The organism is Cryobacterium sp. Y82, assembly GCF_002929495.1.
GTDB lineage: Bacteria > Actinomycetota > Actinomycetes > Actinomycetales > Microbacteriaceae > Cryobacterium > Cryobacterium serini.
Genome location: NZ_PJJJ01000037.1, coordinates 17,107 through 34,307, shown reverse-complemented (window position 1 = coordinate 34,307; position 17,201 = coordinate 17,107). Strand labels below are relative to the sequence as shown.

Annotated in this window: 18 protein-coding genes and 1 tRNA gene; 14 read left to right on the top strand and 5 right to left on the bottom strand. The window is 63.8% G+C overall.

Annotation, left to right across the window (positions count from 1 at the left end; genetic code table 11):
* Positions 1-26 precede the first annotated feature (26 nt).
* Positions 27-102 (top strand) — tRNA-Thr (locus tag CXY70_RS15475).
* Here the strand turns inward: CXY70_RS15475 and CXY70_RS15470 are convergent.
* The 3 genes from CXY70_RS15470 to CXY70_RS15460 form a co-directional block, all read right to left on the bottom strand.
* Entirely contained in the window at positions 103-1,275 is a 1,173-nt protein-coding gene (locus tag CXY70_RS15470) for a tyrosine-type recombinase/integrase (protein WP_104193243.1), read from the bottom strand.
* A gap of 250 nt (positions 1,276-1,525) precedes the next feature.
* Positions 1,526-1,948: a helix-turn-helix domain-containing protein gene (locus CXY70_RS15465; RefSeq protein ID WP_104193242.1), complete on the bottom strand. Its 423-nt coding sequence runs from the start codon at positions 1,946-1,948 to the stop codon at positions 1,526-1,528.
* A gap of 78 nt (positions 1,949-2,026) precedes the next feature.
* Positions 2,027-2,626: a helix-turn-helix domain-containing protein gene (locus CXY70_RS15460; protein WP_104193241.1), complete on the bottom strand. Its 600-nt coding sequence runs from the start codon at positions 2,624-2,626 to the stop codon at positions 2,027-2,029.
* A 104-nt stretch (positions 2,627-2,730) separates the two neighbouring features.
* Between CXY70_RS15460 and CXY70_RS15455 the strand changes: the two genes are divergently transcribed.
* The 4 genes from CXY70_RS15455 to CXY70_RS15440 all read left to right on the top strand — a co-directional run bounded on the left by CXY70_RS15455 (position 2,731) and on the right by CXY70_RS15440 (position 4,752).
* Positions 2,731-2,940, top strand: coding sequence for an AlpA family transcriptional regulator (locus CXY70_RS15455; RefSeq protein ID WP_104193240.1), 210 nt, complete (start codon positions 2,731-2,733; stop codon positions 2,938-2,940).
* Positions 2,941-3,118: 178 nt separating this feature from the next.
* The gene (locus CXY70_RS15450) at positions 3,119-3,532 is read left to right on the top strand and encodes a hypothetical protein (protein ID WP_146066155.1); all 414 of its coding nucleotides are present in this window, start codon (positions 3,119-3,121) and stop codon (positions 3,530-3,532) included.
* 434 nt (positions 3,533-3,966) lie between these two features.
* A complete protein-coding gene (locus tag CXY70_RS15445; RefSeq protein WP_104193238.1) occupies positions 3,967-4,329 on the top strand; it encodes a single-stranded DNA-binding protein in 363 nt (120 codons plus the stop codon).
* Between the two features lie 60 nt (positions 4,330-4,389).
* Positions 4,390-4,752 carry a hypothetical protein gene (locus CXY70_RS15440; protein ID WP_104193237.1) on the top strand — a complete coding sequence of 121 codons (363 nt, stop codon included), beginning with the start codon at positions 4,390-4,392 and terminating at the stop codon, positions 4,750-4,752.
* A gap of 110 nt (positions 4,753-4,862) precedes the next feature.
* Here the strand turns inward: CXY70_RS15440 and CXY70_RS15435 are convergent, their stop codons facing one another.
* The gene (locus CXY70_RS15435; RefSeq protein ID WP_146066154.1) at positions 4,863-5,486 is read right to left on the bottom strand and encodes a hypothetical protein; all 624 of its coding nucleotides are present in this window, start codon (positions 5,484-5,486) and stop codon (positions 4,863-4,865) included.
* A gap of 205 nt (positions 5,487-5,691) precedes the next feature.
* Here CXY70_RS15435 and CXY70_RS17870 point away from each other — a divergent pair, with 205 nt between their 5' ends.
* The 3 genes from CXY70_RS17870 to CXY70_RS15420 all read left to right on the top strand — a co-directional run bounded on the left by CXY70_RS17870 (position 5,692) and on the right by CXY70_RS15420 (position 8,783).
* Positions 5,692-6,024, top strand: coding sequence for a hypothetical protein (locus tag CXY70_RS17870; RefSeq protein WP_158250997.1), 333 nt, complete (start codon positions 5,692-5,694; stop codon positions 6,022-6,024).
* A gap of 108 nt (positions 6,025-6,132) precedes the next feature.
* Positions 6,133-6,873 carry a hypothetical protein gene (locus CXY70_RS15425; RefSeq protein WP_158250996.1) on the top strand — a complete coding sequence of 247 codons (741 nt, stop codon included), beginning with the start codon at positions 6,133-6,135 and terminating at the stop codon, positions 6,871-6,873.
* Positions 6,870-8,783 carry a hypothetical protein gene (locus tag CXY70_RS15420; RefSeq protein WP_104193233.1) on the top strand — a complete coding sequence of 638 codons (1,914 nt, stop codon included), beginning with the start codon at positions 6,870-6,872 and terminating at the stop codon, positions 8,781-8,783. The genes CXY70_RS15425 and CXY70_RS15420 overlap by 4 nt, the downstream gene beginning before the upstream one ends.
* A gap of 27 nt (positions 8,784-8,810) precedes the next feature.
* On the opposite strand, the gene CXY70_RS15415 is transcribed toward CXY70_RS15420, so the two are convergent.
* Positions 8,811-9,746 carry a DNA-processing protein DprA gene (locus tag CXY70_RS15415; RefSeq protein ID WP_104193232.1) on the bottom strand — a complete coding sequence of 312 codons (936 nt, stop codon included), beginning with the start codon at positions 9,744-9,746 and terminating at the stop codon, positions 8,811-8,813.
* Between the two features lie 674 nt (positions 9,747-10,420).
* On the opposite strand from CXY70_RS15415, the gene CXY70_RS15410 reads away from it, so the two are divergent.
* From CXY70_RS15410 to CXY70_RS15385, 6 genes are read left to right on the top strand one after another with little or no spacing between them, the layout of a single operon-like run.
* The gene (locus tag CXY70_RS15410) at positions 10,421-11,548 is read left to right on the top strand and encodes a hypothetical protein (RefSeq protein WP_104193231.1); all 1,128 of its coding nucleotides are present in this window, start codon (positions 10,421-10,423) and stop codon (positions 11,546-11,548) included.
* Positions 11,549-11,567: 19 nt separating this feature from the next.
* Complete coding sequence (locus CXY70_RS15405; RefSeq protein WP_233193175.1) at positions 11,568-11,897, top strand: pilin; 330 nt, start codon at positions 11,568-11,570, stop codon at positions 11,895-11,897.
* Between the two features lie 8 nt (positions 11,898-11,905).
* Positions 11,906-12,601, top strand: coding sequence for a hypothetical protein (locus CXY70_RS15400; RefSeq protein ID WP_104193230.1), 696 nt, complete (start codon positions 11,906-11,908; stop codon positions 12,599-12,601).
* 11 nt (positions 12,602-12,612) lie between these two features.
* Complete coding sequence (locus CXY70_RS17630; RefSeq protein ID WP_146066153.1) at positions 12,613-14,061, top strand: hypothetical protein; 1,449 nt, start codon at positions 12,613-12,615, stop codon at positions 14,059-14,061.
* Positions 14,058-15,728 (top strand): hypothetical protein, encoded by a 1,671-nt coding sequence (locus CXY70_RS15390; RefSeq protein WP_104193229.1) that lies wholly within the window; start codon positions 14,058-14,060, stop codon positions 15,726-15,728. Before CXY70_RS17630 ends, CXY70_RS15390 begins: the two co-directional genes overlap by 4 nt.
* The gene (locus CXY70_RS15385) at positions 15,725-17,197 is read left to right on the top strand and encodes an ATP/GTP-binding protein (RefSeq protein ID WP_104193228.1); all 1,473 of its coding nucleotides are present in this window, start codon (positions 15,725-15,727) and stop codon (positions 17,195-17,197) included. The genes CXY70_RS15390 and CXY70_RS15385 overlap by 4 nt, the downstream gene beginning before the upstream one ends.
* The last annotated feature ends 4 nt before the right edge of the window (positions 17,198-17,201 follow it).

Below are 17,201 nucleotides of genomic sequence, written 5' to 3'. Positions count from 1 at the left end.
TGCGCCTTATGGGGCGTTCTGGTAACGCCGCCTTAGCTCAGTTGGTAGAGCATCTCACTCGTAATGAGAAGGTCGTCAGTTCGATTCTGACAGGCGGCTCCACTAAATATGCTGGTCAGACGTGGTTTCTAAAACCGTCTCAGCGGTATGTGTCTTCGAATTTGACGGATTTGCCCACAATTTGCCCACATTTGTTTTAAGTGCGCGGTTATTGAGGGCGTCTGCAACGGCGTCTAAGTCGTCTTCGAAGAGGTCGCTGTAGACATCCAAAGTCATCGCTGCTGAGGCGTGTCCGAGCATTCGCTGCACCGACAGAACGCTCGCGCCTGACGAAATTGCCAACGACGCCGCTGTATGCCGCAGCGAGTGCGGGGTGATCGCGGGCAGGTTTGGCTGGCGACGCCTGAGCTCGGTGACGGCCGCCGTGAAGGTGCGACGTCGAAAGTTTCCGCTTCGGAGTACGTCGCCATCCGGGGAGGTGAACACCAGTTCTTCCCGAGACTTGCCTGCGCACTGGGCCTGGAGCATTTCGGTCAAGAACGCCGGAAACGGTACTGACCGTCGCTCGTGGTTCTTCGGGGTGCCCCAGAGGATGGCTCCCGTTGGCTCTGTAATGGCTTCAGCTACGTCCAGGCGTCGGCGCCCCAAGTCGAGCCTCTTGACCTTCAAGGCGGCCATCTCGCCCCATCGGAGGCCCGTATAGGCCAGCAGGTAGATCACCGTCGAAGAGGGCGCGCAGAGCGCGGCTAGCTCATCCACTTGTTCGGGCGTCAGATAACCCCGGTCACTCTCAGCGACGCGAGGAAGGCGCACTCCGTCACACGGATTGCGTGGGATGCGACGATCCCGGACGGCGTATTTCATGACGCCGGACAGCACGACATGAACCTTGCGCACGCTCGAGGGGGCGAGGGAATCGCTGAGCTCTGTGACCCAAGCCTGCACGGCGGTGTGGGTCACATCGATGAGGGCGACCCGGCCCCATCGGGGAATAATGTGCTTCTTGAGAATCCACGCATACGCGCCGCGAGTAGTCGGCTTGAGATTTGAGTGGGCGCTCAGCCAGACCTGCGACCAGGCGTTGACGGAGATGCGCGCCAAGGTTGGATCGATCCATTCGCCCTTGTCCTTCGCGACGGAAACACTAGCCAGATATCGCTCAGCTTCACGCTTGCTGGTGAAGCCACGCTTGTCCGTCTGTCGACGGTCCGGCGTTCGATACCGCACCCGATATCGACGTCCGTTCGCCGACTGGTACGCGGAAATTGTTGCCATGAGTTCACCTCGGATTCTCCGACGAGACTGCGCCCGACGGGTCGGAACTTATCGTTGCTGATCCAACGATGCATCCAGCCACCGACACTCCGTTGCGGCGGCTAGTCTGCCCAGCCTTCAAGATCCAAACCCGCCGAGGCGAAGTAGGACGTGAGCTGGGCGATGCGCCGGTCAGCATCCTCGAGGCGGCCCTTGGTCATGTCCCCGGCGTAGTCGCCTCCGCCTGAGTCGATCGCTGCATCGAGTTTGACTACCAGTCGCCTGCGCTCACGGATCCGTTCGTGCAGTTCTCGCATGCCGTGCAGTTGGGCGGGCCGGCGAGGGTGTTCCAGTCGTAGGCGCCGTCGGGCTCACCCGAGATCCAGTCATCGAACTGGACCACGATCATGTCATCGAAGCTCGAGCTGAGGTTGGCGATGTCGAGCCGGGCCGATGGTGTGGCGATCGGGGCGAGCAGGAAAATCGGCGTGACGCGGAGGGCCTTGGCGATGTTGAGCAGTTGGCTGACGAGAAGGTCGTCTTTGCGGCCTGCTTCGATATTCTGCAGGATCGATTCGGTGACATTATCGCCGGGGATGAGTTCGGCCAGAGCTTTGGCCGAACGGATGCCGTGCTGTTTGCGGATCGCATAAATGCGGTCGCCGATCCCAACCTGCGCTAGAAAGTTCGTCACGCGCACGGACTACAACTGGAGGCCGCCACACTGACGGCTCACACGCGGATGACACTCATTCGGTCCGAACGGAGCGGTCTACTTGACCCATCCTTCGAGGTCCCAGCCCGCGGCAGAGAGATAGCTGCTGAGCTGGTCGATACGCCGGTTTGCCTCGGCAAGTCGTTCCTGAGTGGTGTCCCAGATCGCAGGACCGGTGTTGACCTCGTCGGGCGGCGTGAGTTGCGCCTCGATGAGCATGTTGGTGGTGAGACGGTGGCGCTCGCGCAGGCTGGCGAGCAGTTCTCGCATCGCTTCGAGTTGGGAGCGTTCGGTGCGTTCGGTGAGGTCACGCCACCGGTAAGTGCCATTCGTTTCCCCGGAGATCCAGGCATCGAATTCAGCGACGGTCATGCCCTCGAAGGTATCGCTGAGGTTGACCAGGTCGAGCGGGTCCTGGGGGCGTCCGATCGGTGCCAGGAGAAAAACCGGTGGAACGCGGAGGGCGTGGGAGATGTTCAGGAGTTGGCTGACCGAGAGGTCTTGTTTGCGGCCGGCTTCGAGGTTTTGCAGGATCGCCTCGGTGACGTTGCCGCCGGGCATGAGGTCGGCGAGGTCCTTGGCGGAGCGGATGCCGTGCCGTTTCCGGATGGCTTGGATCCGCTCGCCAATTCCGGACTGCCTCACAAAACCTGTCATGTCGACACCGTACAGGGATTGACACTTGTCAAACAGTCAAAAACGTTTTATTGTGATCGCAACACGAGATAACGAGTGTCTCGTGTCAACGAAGGGAAGTAGTGATGAGTGAAGAATTCGTTCTCCCGATTGTCGCGGCGGAACTGACGGGCCTAACAGTCGGCGGTCTGGCTCAGCTGCGTTATAACGGACGCGGGCCCCGGTTCTACAAGCCAACCCCGAAGAAGGTTCTTTACAAGAGGTCCGAAATCATCGCCTGGATTGAGGCGAGCGCCCAAGTGCAAACCGGCGAACCCGCCCTCGTGACACGGTGAGGCCGCTCCTCCTGCTGCCAGCGCCGAAACGGCGGGCCGGCGGCAGGCCAAAGAAAAAGCCCCGGGTTGCACCCCGGGGCAAAGATCGAACACCCTCAAAGGATCTGATCTATGACCAGAATACTAAAATTCTGCCATCTCGCAACGCCTCGCACCCGACCCGGTGGGTGAGAGCAGCGTGGGCCTATACGCGGCCAAGGGCGCCGTTCTTGTGGCTGCGCGTTTGGGTCTCGGGCACGCGGCGACCCGGTTGCTGCTGCACATGGCACTGGAAAGCTGGGACGACACCGACAACCCCGGCAATCAACCGCCGCGCCGATACTTCGCATCCCGCGAATCATCGGCGATCGCCCTGGGCTATCTGGCTCCTGACAACGGATCAGAATCGGCACATCATTCGGTCAAGCGGGCGATTGCAGAACTCGTCGCCAGCGGCGCGATCGAGAGAGTCAGCTCCGGCAGTCGAGGCCACAATGCCGAGTTCAATCTGCTCGTCGACAGCGCGAAACCGGGCGGTCACCGACGATACGAAACCAACGTCATTCCGATGCTTCGGCGCGGAGGTTCGGGGGCCGGTGACCGGCCCCCGTAGGGGGCCGTTTAGCGTACCGATAGGGGGCCAGATCTGGCCCTATAGGGGGCCGGTGATCGGCCCCCCTAACAGTACTAACAGGACAAACAAAACATTAACAGTACGCGCGCGCGAAAAACGCCTGTGGATAACTTGCCAAAACGGCCGCCGAATGCCGCCCGATCGCGGCCACAATCGGCGCGCATCGCCACCGCGTGAACACAATTTGTGACCTGTCCGACCGACCACAATAGATCGCTGTGCGCCTACCGTTTCCAGATTCTCAGACGCGGTCGCAGGCTCCCTCACTTCGTCTGAGATTCTGTGCACTCGCGGAGCTCCCGCTCGCTATCGAATTTTCTCGCCGGAAGGCACCAGAAACAGTTGGTCGAAGAACCCAAGGCCAACGACACCCACCGCACGTTAACGCAGCACTCATCGAAGGAGAAGCACTCATGACCACACGCACCATCATCGGCAACCTGGCTCTCGACCCCGAAGTCGTCACTGCCGGCAGCATCCAGATCACCAAGCTGCGCGTCATCGAAAACACCGGCGAATACCGGGGCGGCAAATGGCTCGCCCACGACGCCGCCACAACACATTTCGTGGAAGCCAAGTTCGAGCTCGGCCAGAACGTCGCCGCCACCCTGCACAAGGGCGACCCCGTGATCGTCGTTGGCCGCGAGCACACCGACAGCTGGGGCGACGAGCAAGCACGCCAATACGGCCGCGTCATTGACGCCGACAACGTCGGCCCCGACCTCAACCGGGCCGTCGCCACCGTTCGCCGTAACTCCAAGCCTGACACCGAATAGCCATCCCGGGTGGGCCGCACGCGCGGCCCACCCACACAACCTCGTGAAAGGAGCACCACCATGAACGACCACGACAGCGAATTGATCAGCCGGGCGAACGAGCTCGCCGACATCGCACGCAGCTTGGCGCACGCGACTCGGGCGATCGACCGGCCCTACGACTCGTACCTGCTGCTCGGATGCCTGACCGCCACGCAGCGCTCGCTGGGCCAGGTCTACGACCAGCTCGCCAACTGGCACGGCAACGTCATCGACGGCGTCCAGTGCAACGGTGAAGACGGCTGCGGCGCCGGCTGCGCACCCGGAGTCGCCCGTGCGGAACTCGGCCTCCGCGACGCCGCTCAATTCGCCGGCATCGTCGAGGACGCCCTCCTGCAAGCTCACAACGCCAACAGCGTCGTCCGCTGGTTCGACGGCGTTTAGTCGGATGTCATGGCGTCGAGGAAGGGTTTCCGTATCGGATCACCGACCTTGCCCCTGAGAGGGTGTGCACACCGATAGCTTGGTCGCGTAGGCCAAAGTAGGTTCCCCGACTATTGCGCCTTGGGACGTTTCCCTTGGATGTAGGAGTCAACAGGCGGGCGTGAATCGAGCCAAGGCCAGTCGTCTTCACGTGGGAAGGGCGCTAAGACCTTGAGGATTTTGGGGAGGCCGAGTTCCGTGCGCATGGCATCTCGAAGAACGTGAATGAGGTCGCGTGTCTGAAACCATACGGGGTAATAGTCATCGAAGTTCAGTCTCAACTCGATCGGTGCGGTCACGGCGAGGAGTGCACCAGAGACACGATCCGCGAGATCCACTACTTCGGGCGAGGCAAGTAGTTCGACTTCACCGAGCAGCGGCTGCAAGGAGGTCTCCCACATCCTCGTGTACTCGTATAAGTCGGCGAGGATCAACTCGTCATCTGCGCTGATCGGCCTCGATTCAGTGGGCAGAAATATCCCAATCGTGTCGATCTCCATGTGCAGAGATACTGACATTGCAAGAAATTTTGCGTACGCAGTTCGTCGATCCGCCAGCCACCGTCTTTCATCTTCGGCGGTCAACCTCCGCCTTTCTGCTCCGCGGCCGAGCAAGCCAGTGAGGAGGGCGCCACCGACACCGCCAGCCAAGGCGAATCCTCCGGCAAGTAGGGCTATTGAAAGATCTAGGTCCACAGGATGAGCGTATACGCCAGTCAATGACGTCAACCCTCGGGCCGTAACGTCTGCCGTTGATCCAGGCGGAGTGAGCCGAGTCGAGGTAGCGACGTTCATGAGGCACTTGGTGGACGGCGTTGAGACCGTACGGAGTCAAACCTAATAGTGGCTGGCAGGTATTCGTTTGCCTATTCACTGGCAGCGAATAGGTAAACGAATAGGTATGGGGTCTCTTTCCCTGCCCCACCGCCGCCCCCTCGCTGCGCTTGCTTCCCAACCTCCCACACCCATCGTTCCTCAGTGTGTAGGAGGTTGGGAAGTAAAGGGGTGGTGGTGGGACAGGGAAAGAGAAGAAAAGAGTAGAAGAAAAAAACAGAGGTACAAAACACAAAAGAAGAAAACTGAAAAGAAAAAAAGAGGGAGAACAAGAAGAGAAGACAGAGAAGAAGTGAAAAAAGTGACGAGAAAAGCTAGGGAAAGCCGGCAGAAAATGTGGGAGCCGACGGCAGGAAGTAGGAAGCAATTGGGTAAGAAAAACGACGAGCAGAAGCGGTGAGGTCGATGAGTTGAAGTGGACGATGTGCGGTGTGGCATGCGGGGCTGTGTCGGTGGCTGGGTGCAGAATCGTGTTGGAAAGCTGAAACGTTGTCAGTTCGGAGGCTGAGTGATGGTGCAGGTGACGGAGCGCGACGAGGCACTTTTGGCGTGGTTGGACGTTGTTCGGCTCGCCGATATGGACGCCGTGCGGTGGGCGTTGGGCGCCCTGTCGGGTGCTGGTGAACCGGTGTCATTGCGCCGGGCGCAGCAGTGGGCGGCGCGGATGATCGGGACTGGATTGCTGGACCGGGGCCGGGTGGCGTATCGGGACGGGTCGATAGTGTGGGCCACGTATCTGGCGATTGGGAAGCCGGCGCCGAATCTGTTTCGGCAGACGACCCGGCATGAGGTAGCGGTCGCGACAGTGTCGGCGCGCTATCTGGCGCAGGGGTTCACGTGGCGGCGGGATCGCAAACCGAACAGCGTGCGCGAGCATCAGGCCGATGGGGTGGCCGAGCGTGACGGGGTTGTCGAGTTGGTGGAGGTGGAGTTGACGCCGAAGACGTGGCAGCGGTATCAGTCGATTTGTCAGAGCCACGCGTATCGCTTGGCGCATGAGGGGATTGATCGGATCGCGTATTTCTGCACGGCGGACGCTGATCGGGCGGTGACGCGGGAGGCTGACAAGCACCTGGTCCGCACCGACCGTCCCCGTTTCGTTTCCCAACACTCCCTCGACGCACGCGGGTACTGGACCGGCGACGAGCTGGGCGCCGGCGCCCACGCGACTGCACACGGAAGAGCCACCCTTTTGGTCGAGCTCGAGAGCACCAGCGAGTGGGGCGAATCCTCGCAGGTCCACGCATGAGCGACACGGCCGCTCCGATAGAGACGGACGCCACCAGCGACACGATCGCGCGGCTGCTCGGCGCCGCGTTCGCGGTCGTCATGGTCTTGATTGCGTTGCCGCTGGTCGTGCCGGTCGTGGTGAGCCGGATTGCCGGCGACGTTATCGCGACGAAGACCCGGTTCTGGGTGGTGTGGCGGTGGCAGTGGACAGTCAACACCGTCGGCATCCTCCTCGTAGCCGCGCTCCTCACGTGGGAGGCAATCCTGCTGGCGGACTGGATCCGTTCGGGGGCCGCGACCGAGTTCTTTGACGACGCTGAGTGGTGGGCGCAGCTTTGGCCGATGTTTGGTCTTTGGGTGGTGGCGAATTTCTTTGCCGGTGTGCTGTTGCTGCCGGCAGCGTGGTCGTTGCGGCGGCGGAAGATCGCCGAGCAGGTGCGGTCCCGGCGAGTATCGAACGTGGTGCGGCAGGAGAAGATTGAGACCGCACGCAAACGTGCCGCCGACAGCAGCGTGGCCCGCCGCATCGGCGTGCGCCTCGAAGCCGAGACAGGCCGCATCGTCGGCACCACTCGCCAAGCGGTCACCGTACCGCTGGCTGTGGGAGATCAGCGGCAGGCGTTCGGGGTGACGAGCCGGGTGACAGTTCGGACCCTTGCTGACCGCTTCTATGACATGCGCCGCGTGCGCGACTGGGTCGATGCCACCGGCAAATATCTGGTGCTGCCGCCGACGGCATCGTCGGTGCGGGCACTGATCATCGCTGAGTCCGGCAGCGGCAAAACCGTCCTGATCAACGGACTCGTGCTGTGTGCATTGGAATACGGGTGGCCCGTGTTCGTTATAGACGCGAAAGGTGACCCGGCTGACGCCGAGAATCTGGTCGCCGTGGCGCAGACTTACGGCCGGACGGCGACAACCGGCGGTACGTGGAACCTGTTCAACGGCACCGGCGACCAGATCACGGCGAAGCTGATGCGACTGATGCCTGTCCCTGATGGTGCCAACCAGCATTATCTCGATGAGATTCGTGGGGTGCTGCAAATGGTGCAAGGCAGGTCTCCGCTGCGCAGCATCGCCGACCTGCGCGAGCGGCGGACCTACCCAGCCCGGTTCGTAGACGACACAGACGACCTGCCGCTGATCAACAAGCGTGTCGAGCGAGACGGGTCGACCGCGGGAGCACGGGCGTTGCAGAGCCTGCTTGTGGCGCTGCGGCCGATGCAACGCTGGATCGGCCAGGACGGCTGGTCTTACAACGCGCCGAAAGCTGACGTGACGGTCATTCCGCTGTCGCCGGTCGACGATGCTCAGGCGCGGCTGGGTGATCTGCTCCTGCTGGACTTGCGGAACTTTCTCGCCACCCGGTTGGAGCGCCGCGACAAGTCCCCGGTGGTCGTCATCGTTGACGAGTTCCCCCAGCTGGTGACGGGTGCGCAGGACCCGGGTGATACCGCGGGGAGCCTGTTTGAGACGGCGCGCAGCGCCGGCGTCGGCCTAGTCCTCGCGACGCAGAGCCCGGCCGGTCTGTCTAACGATGAGGTCCGCCGGCGCCGTGCACTCACGAGTGGCGCGGCGCTGATCTTTGGCCGGTCCAAAGACCCGGAAGAGGTGGTGAAGTATGCCGGGACGGTGATGCGGATGGAATCCGCCGGCCGCGCCACCGGCGAAGAGCTCGGCAGCGCCCGCGCCCAACACACCTACGTCATCCCTCCGCAAGACGTGCGGGAAGCCGCGGACGGAGCGTTCTGGATCGTGCAGGGCGGCGCGATCGCTCCGTTCCGAGCACTGCCCAACCGGCAACTGCAGACACCAGCATCCGCGCCGCTCACGCCGGTGTTGGTGCCGGCTGATGTCGAGCGTGGTCGTGACGAGGAGGTCGTGCGGCTCGACGTCGTCGAAATGGATGAATCCGGGAGCGCCGCCTGACCGATGCGGGCGGCGCTCCCGCCAGGGTCAGAGTCGGTCGGCGTCGTCAATGGTGGCGACAAGTTGGGCGCCGAACTGACGGATGAGCCGGTCGCATCCCGCGTTAGACACGGTCGAAGTCCTCCCGGGCACGGCGCCGCACGGTCGGCCGAGTGCGATGGCGGTCTCCGCGGTGTGGAGGTGCCCGGACTCGTGCTCCGCTTCGACAATGATGGTCTTGGTTGTGAGCGCCGCGAGGAGTCGGTTGCCACGTTGGAACCGCCACGCCGAGGACATTTGTCCCGGTGGAATTTCACTCACGACAACACCGCGCGTCGCGACCCCGTCGACCAGCTCCACGTTTTCCGCAGGGCAAGTGTCGTCCATGCCCATGGGGAGAACAACCACGTTGCGGCCCGCGAATGCCCGACCGGTGGAGAGGACGGCAGCGTCGATGCCGCGAGCGGCGCCGGAGGCAATTGCCCAGCCGCGCTCGATCAGGCCGGAGGCCAGGTCCACACATACGTGCCTGCCGTACGGGGTCGCAAACTGCGTGCCCGTCAACGCCACGCTCGGCGCGCTCAGAAGTGCAGCGTCCCCGCGCACCCAGAGAGCAAAAGGTCCTGTCTCTCCGAGATTGGCAACGGACGCCGGCCAGTTCGGGTGTGATGGCGTGAGCAACTCGTACCCGCCTGCGACGGTGAGGCGGATCGTGTCGACGACCCGGCCAACCGAGTACCGAGGCAAGACTGATGCTCGCAGCTGCGCGAGGGTCCCGTCTTGGCTGGCCGCAGTATCGCCGTTGAGGTTGAGGAGGGCGTTCAGGGCTGCTTCGGCCCCATACCGTGCGATGAGTGCGCCGACGTGGGGGTCGCCGGGTTCGGCGATGGTGGCCCAGGCGGTGCGTGCGATGGTGTCGTGGCTGATGGGACTGCTCACGGTGGTGTCGGTGCTGATGGTCTCGATAACCGCAGCGATGGTCATGATGGTGGCTCCCTCTCCTGGACCGAATATTTTGTTTGCCTTCCGGCGAGAGAAATCGATAGCGAGCGGGAGAGCTGTAGTGCCCAGAATCTCAGGCGAAATAAGGGAGCCTGCGACCGCGTCTGAGAATCTGGGAACGCAAGCGCGAAGCGAGCTACGATGACCGGCCGGAAAGGTCAAACAAGCCCGTGAAAAACAGGCCGCGGATGCGGCTCAAAATATGAGGTTCGCAGCGGCGCCAGCCGCTTCCAAATAGGTCCTTGCGCGGTCCGGCGATTACCGCCCGCCGGCAGCGAGGTTGAACAACCAAGCGCACTGGGCGGTCGTTGTGGCCGAGATTTTTGAAGGTATTTTTTGTCTTCTGGGGGTGTGTCACCACCAATGTCAGAGGTGAGCATTACTCTCGACGTAGACGGCAACGACGCCGCACAGGAAGGGAATCATGACGGTGCACTCCCGATCCGCTCGAACGGATACGACAGCATGGCTGGCAGGAATATGCCCGGCTGTTGCCACAATCCGCCGACGCCCGGCCAGCCCCGTTACTGATTCCAATCGCTGTGTCGTTGTGGTGATTGACGAGCACCGTATGGGGTCCTAGAGAGGGAAATTTGCTTGTGTCCAGTCAGAATCAGGCAACAACACCGACCACGAACCAGCACACTGACCCGCCTGTGAGTACCGCGTTTCGCGGTGCGTCACGTGCCCAGGGCTACATCGAAGCGGATGCCCCCACCCCCGAACGCCCCGTCGCCCCGCTTCCGGAACGCCAAGCCGTCGACGAGACTGTTGCACCGTCCAGCGCGACACCGCAGCGGCCAGCAGGAATCCCGTCTGAGCCGGCTCTGGCCGATCTGTTTGGCGGTTCCGATCACGACCTCGGACTGCTCTCCACAGCCCCGCAGGCGCAGGGTGCGCAGCGCGGCCTGCGCGGCGTGCTGTCGCGCCTTGGGTTCTCGATGACGCCCGGACCGGCGGAGTTGGCCGAGCGCGAACAGACCGAAGCGTTGCGCCGCGATGAGGAAACGATCCGGCAGGCAACATGGACCCGTGCGGTGAGCGTGTTGGTCGCGAATCAGAAGGGCGGCGTCGGGAAGACGCCGTCGGCGATCATCGCCGGCGGAGTCCTCGCCGCAGCGCGCGGCGGATCGGTGTGCATCCTCGAGGTATCCGACGACCCCGGCGCGCTGTCGTTCCGGGCGGAGGGGAACCCGGCCCGCGGCATGGGAGAACTCGTCCGCGACGTCGACACGATCAGTAGCGCCGGGCAGCTCGCCGGCTACACAGCCCCGCAAACCTCGTTCGCGTCCGTGATCGGTACCGTCCGTCGCCGGCCGCGCCTCACCCATGACGATGTGGTGGCCGTTGCGGCGGTCGTCGACCAGTACTACGGCATCCGCATTATGGACAGCGGCAACCAGCCCTCCTCGTCCGCATTTCAGGGCGCCGTCCATACCGCCGATGCGTTGGTTATCCCGGTGTTCAACGCCGGGGACGCGGTGTTGGAAGCGGTCGCGCTGCTCGATGTACTCCGGTCGGCCGGCGGCAAGGCGGCGAGCTTGGCCGACCATGCCACGATCCTGCGGCTGACCGACGGCCGGCCGGAGAACAGGCAGGTCGTCGACCGCGTCGACCAGATCATCGCCGACGCTGGCGTCGAGCAGGTGTTCACCATCCCGTATGACCCGCACATCGCCGAGCGCGGGCAGATTACCCTCGATCACCTCGCCCCACAGACGCGGCGGGCGTTTGCCGCAGCGGTCGCGGGCGTCGTGCGCACCCTGCAAGCCACCGTCCGATAGCCGCGAAAGGCGAACCGTCATGCTCACAGAATCCCTGCAGACCCTCGTGGGCACCATCGTGCGCACGATCGACAACCCGCTCGACGGCATCCTGCCGGACTTCACCATCTTCGGGGCGGAATTCACCCTGCTCTGGCAGAAGCTCCTCGCCGGGGTATGGGGGATCGGCATCATCCTGGCGATCGTGTTCCTAATCATCGGGATCATTAAAATGGCCAGCGCCTCCAGCGGCGGCAACCCCAACGAATATAAAACCGCCCGCAACCAAGCCATGTGGGCCGGGATATCCCTCGGGGTGCTCGCCGCCCTCGCCGTGATCGTCGGCGCCATCCTCGCCGTCTTCGGATAGGAGCACTCGTGCACGCGACCGCATCACCCACCCGCCGCACCTGGCCCGTGATCGTCGGCGCCGCCATCCTCATCGGCGCACTCATCATCGCTGGCGCCGTCTACTTCGGCAGCCAAGCCGACACCGCCGCACCTACTGCCGAGCCGACAATGCCGATAGCGAGCAGCACGCCGTCGCCGAGCACCACACCGGTCGACGCGGAGCCGACCGGATGCCTCGGCGGCGAAACGCGAGACGCAGCCATGGTCCTTGCTGCACAACAGGCAGCACCGCACACAAGTACGGGGGGAGTCGAGGTTGCCGCCGCTTTCGTGCGCTGGCTAATCCAATTCCCGTACCCATCCGCGGCTGACGCAGACAAGGTTGCTGCCACCGGGCTGGCAGCAGACGCGCCCACGAAAAATCTCAGCGAGTTCTTTGTAACAAGTCCCAACCTTTCGGGGGGACTCGTCCCCGACTCGACGGAGTACTACCTGTCGACCATTCCCGGCGTCTGGCACATTGAGTCAGCTTCGAACGACGAAGTCGTCGCGACGATCGGCACGGGTCTCGTCGAACAAGGAGCGTTGAGCCCGCAGCTAAAGGGATCCCTAACCGTGACCGTCCACTGGGAGAACGACGGGTGGAAATTTGTGAAGTCCGACGGGACTCGCACCACCGAGGACCTCTTCTCGATCGGCGCTCCCTTCACGAGTGGGTGCTGACCATGCTGTGGATGGAGCCTGCAGACGATGGGCAAGGCGGAATCATCGGAATCATCGGCGGTATCGGTAACGCCATCAATGGTGCGGCGGGGGTGGTGTCGTACTGGTCCGACCCGTGGGGAAACACATTCAAGATGCTCCGCGACACGGCGCAGGGGATGAGTCGTGACATCATGCCGGCGCTGACCAGTGCGACGCTTCCGGATTTGACGGCGGACTGGTTCATCAGCGCCTACAAGATTAGCTTTGCTACGGCGATCTTCGTCGCCGTGCTGTTGCTGATCCCGCAAGCTGTGCGAACGGCGCGCGGCGCCCAGGCCGGCCGCGATCTGGTCGAGTCCGTCGGACTCTACTTTGGAACCTTCCTTCTCGGGGCCATGTTCGGCCCAATGTTCGGGATCATGCTGATCAACTTCTTCCACTCCCTCACGGACGTCTTCGTCGCAGCCGGCCTGACCGGCACAGCGAATACCGTCACTGGGCAGTTCACCACCATGATTGAGCAGGCCGACCCAGTCGGCATCACCGGCGGAATCGTCATGGGCGTCATCCTGATGATCTGCATGATCCTTGCACTCTTCCTGGTGCTGCTCATGTTGCTCGTGCAGCTGGTGACCCTCTACTTCACCGGCGTGTTGCTGCCGCTTGGACTGGTGTGGATCATCGATAAAAACAAGCGGTCCTTCGGCTTGAAGATCGCCGCGTTGTGGATTGGGATTCTGGCAGCCCACCCGCTGCTGTTCTTGCTGCTGGGTTTGGCTTTTTCGATGACGGCGAACCAGATCAGCGCGTTCGGCAACAACTTCGGCCTGCAATCGATGGTGTCCCTTATGGTCGCGATCATCGGGCTGCTGATGGCCGCGCTCTCGCCATTGCTGCTGATGAAGTTCGCCCCGATCATTCCGATGGCCTTCGGCGGTACCACCGGTCCATCCGTGGACGTCGGGAAACACATCGGGGCGCAGAACATGACCGAAGCCACCGAACGCTACGGCCACCCCTCCAGCCAGGATCGGACCTCCTCGACAACGACGAAAGAGTCCACGGACTCCACGACCGAGCGCGTCTCAGAGTCCTCGACAGCTCCGGGGAGCCTGTCGGAGGTCATCGGCAACCGCGTTGCTGCTGCCGCAGTGGGCACCGGCGCCGCCGGTGACGGCGCGCCGATCGGCGCCGGCCGGGCAGCGACGGCCACCGCGGGAGCTGCCGGGGCAAGTGCGGCCGCTGGCGGAGCGGCTACCGCGGCTGAGACCGGGCTCGCCGCCGCTGGGACGGCGGAATCAGCGACCGGCGCGGGCGCGGTCGTCGGCGTCCCGACGCTGATCGCGGCGGCGGGGATCGCCGCCGCGCACAAGAGCATCGAGGCCGTCGGGAAAGGCATGGACATGGTCCAGACCGCCGGAGAGCAGGCGACGGAGTCAATGGATGACACCCCAACCCTGGGAGGAGATCACCCATGACGACAGATCTGCGTAACCGCACGGTTATTCGTTATTTGGGCGGGGAGAGCGGGCACCGCTCGTTCTTCGGCGGCACGCACTCTCGCGCTCGGATCATTTTCCTGGCCTGCTCTCTCGTGTTCGGGATGGTGTTCACCCCACTGATCGGTTGGCCCGCCCTCGCAGCTGCTGCGGTCAGTTGCGGCGTGACCTTCTTGGTCACGGCGAAAACACACCGCGGGTCAATCGTCGACCGGCGGCGTAAACGAGCCCGCTGGAAGAAACGCACCCGGGCGGGCACGACCAGGTTTGAGCCCTACGAAGTCGGCGCGTGGGACCAGCTCCAGCAAGCCCTCACCGACGCCCGTGCAGCGAAAGGCCCGGCAGCCCGGGAGGCGGCTGCGGAGGCGGGCCGGGCCGTGGTGGCGATGCGGGCGAACCCGGACGGGTCGGACGGACTCGGCTGGCTGCAATACGGCAGGGGCGAGCCCGGCATTGCATGGCACGCGCCAGTCGGTGAGCAAAGTTACCTGTCAGTGACGTTCACCGTCAGCGGTCAGCTGCGCGGGATTGAATCGGCCAGCGTCATGGCGCGCGCCGCCCATGGCTGGGGCGCGTTCCTCGCTGCCCGCGCCGTCCCCTCCGTCCTCGTCCAAGACGTGCAGATCACTACCCGGGTGTTGCCGGCCGATACCGCGTTGCAGGAATTCTGGGTGCTCAATAATCTCGATCCGGCGGCGCCGGTCGATGCGGTCGCCTCCTATGAGGAGGTGTTGCGGCTGACCGGGAACGACGCGATGGTGCAACGCCACTTCGTTACCGTCAACTGGCCGCTTACACCGTCATTTTTTGACGCCGCTGCCAAGTATGGCGACGGCCGGGACGGATGGCGGGCGTTGATGCGGCAAGAGATCGCCTCCACCAAACGTGGTTTGACGGAGTCGAAGATCGGCCGGGTGGAGGTGTTGACGGCGCGGCAGGTGGCGGCGGTGGTGCGGCATCAACAAAACCCGTCGCGGCCGATCGACTTCGTCGCTGACGTGCACCCGAACCGGGTCGGCGAACCCGCGGAGGAAGAGTTCTCCGCGCACATCGTCGACAGCGTGGACCCGCTCACCGGGCTGCCGGTTCGGTGGTGGCATCGTACCGCCGCGATCCGCGCCGAAGCGCTCGCGACCGCCGCTCGCACTCAGCTGTGGGTGTTGGATCTGCTCATCGGGAAGGACATCCAGTTCATCCGCTCGGTCAGCTTTCACCTTCACCTGGTGCCGGCATCGGAGGCGAAAGTCGCCGCCCGGCAAGACCTGGTCCGCGACACCGCCGAAGCCCTCTCCCGCAGGGAGGCCGGGCAGCTTGACACGGACGATACCGACGTGCACATGACGGCCGCCCGTCGTCGCCGGCAAGATCTCGTGTCGGGGTCGCAGCACCACGGTGCTCTCTGGATCGGCTTTGTGACCATCTCCGTCCGCTCCCGGGAAGAGCTGGCGCGGGCGTCCCGGCAGCTCGAGGAGACCTGCTCCACCGGTCTCGGCATTGAGAGCTTGGACTGGCTCGATTCGTATCAGGCGGCTGCGTCGGGTACGACGTGGCCGATCGGCCGCGGCTTGGTCGCGTCCGCGCCGTCGTTCTCCGCCCGCGTCTACAGCCGCCTAGCCGGCAAATCCGACAAGGAAGCTCTCACATGACCACACCCGACCCCCTCAGCTCGCGCTCAAAGTTGTGGGCGCTGCCCGTGCTGCGCCGCTTCGCGCCGCCCGTCGAGGTGCCCGCCGACGAAGCCGGCGGGATCGACGCAGCCGGTAGTCGGGGTTCAGTGGAGATTGTGCCGTGGGCGCTGCCGGGCACGCCGCTGCGCACGCAAGCGGCGGCGGCGCGCCGCGGCTTCTATGCGCCCGCCCTGGCCGGTGCGCCGACGACGACGCGGCAGGCCGAGATCCTGAACACCGCGCTGATCGGCCCGCCGACCGGCACCCGCGGTGTCGTCAACGGGCGGGACGTGTTGTCGCGGACGACGATCTCCCACGACCCCGTCACCGCCTACAACTCGGAGCCGCGCGAGGTGTCGAGTCCGAACGTGATCGTGATGGGCGACGTCGGCGCGGGCAAGAGCGCGCACACTAAATGCAACTACGTCGTCCGCCCGCTGCTGCTCCAAGGCCGCCGCGGGGTCGTGTTCGACAAGAAGGATCAGAACGGGGAGGGCGAATACTCCAACGTCGTGCGGCACTACGGGTTTGAACCGATCCGGTTCACCGCCGACGGCACCGGCACCACCTTGAACCTGCTCGATCCGATGATCGCCCGCGGCACCGGCGTCAAAGGGCAAACACGGCTGCTGAATATCGTCACTCACATCGCCCGCGGCGATCAGCCCCTCAGTGAATGGGAAGAGGAGGCCCTCCGTGCGGCGCTGCGCCGCACCGTCGGCCAGGCCCACGGGCGGGCGCCGGTGCTCGCCGACGTGCTGCCGAACCTCGGCCTCGTCGTCGACGATGACGACTACCGCACCCTGTCGATCACCGCCCGCGACGACCTGCACAAGGCCGGCCTGTCGGTGAAGTGGACATTGAACGGGCTGCTCGACGAATACGCCGGCCTCCTCGAGGGCGAAACATCATCCACTGTCGACCTCAGCGGCAAGCTCACGTCGTTTGATATCTCCCAGCTACCCGATGACGGCCCGGCAGTGCCGGTCGTCATGGCGATCGGGAACATGTGGATGCTCGGCCGGCTGCGCAGCGAACGAGACTCCGCGACCACCGTCGTCTATGAGGAGGGCTGGCACATGATCGGCAGGCCGTCGGCGCAGCTGATCAAAGCCAACCAGAAACTCTCCCGCGGCCTGGGCATCTCGAACGTGTTCGTCATGCACAAAGGCACCGACATTCCCAAGGACTCACCCGGCATGGCCATCATCCAGGAAGCCCAAACCGTCATCGTCTACCGGCAGTCCCGCCCCGAAGACGCCCTCTGGTGCCAGCAAACGTTTGGGTTCGCTCCGGAGACGGCGCGCACCATCGAGACGCTGGCGGATGGGCATTACATTTTCAAGTTCGGGTCGCACCCGGAAGCGCACGTGGAGCACATCCGCTCCGAGTGGGAGCGGCAGCTGACCAACACCGACGAGGGCCTGTCCGTCGGCACCATCTTCTAACATC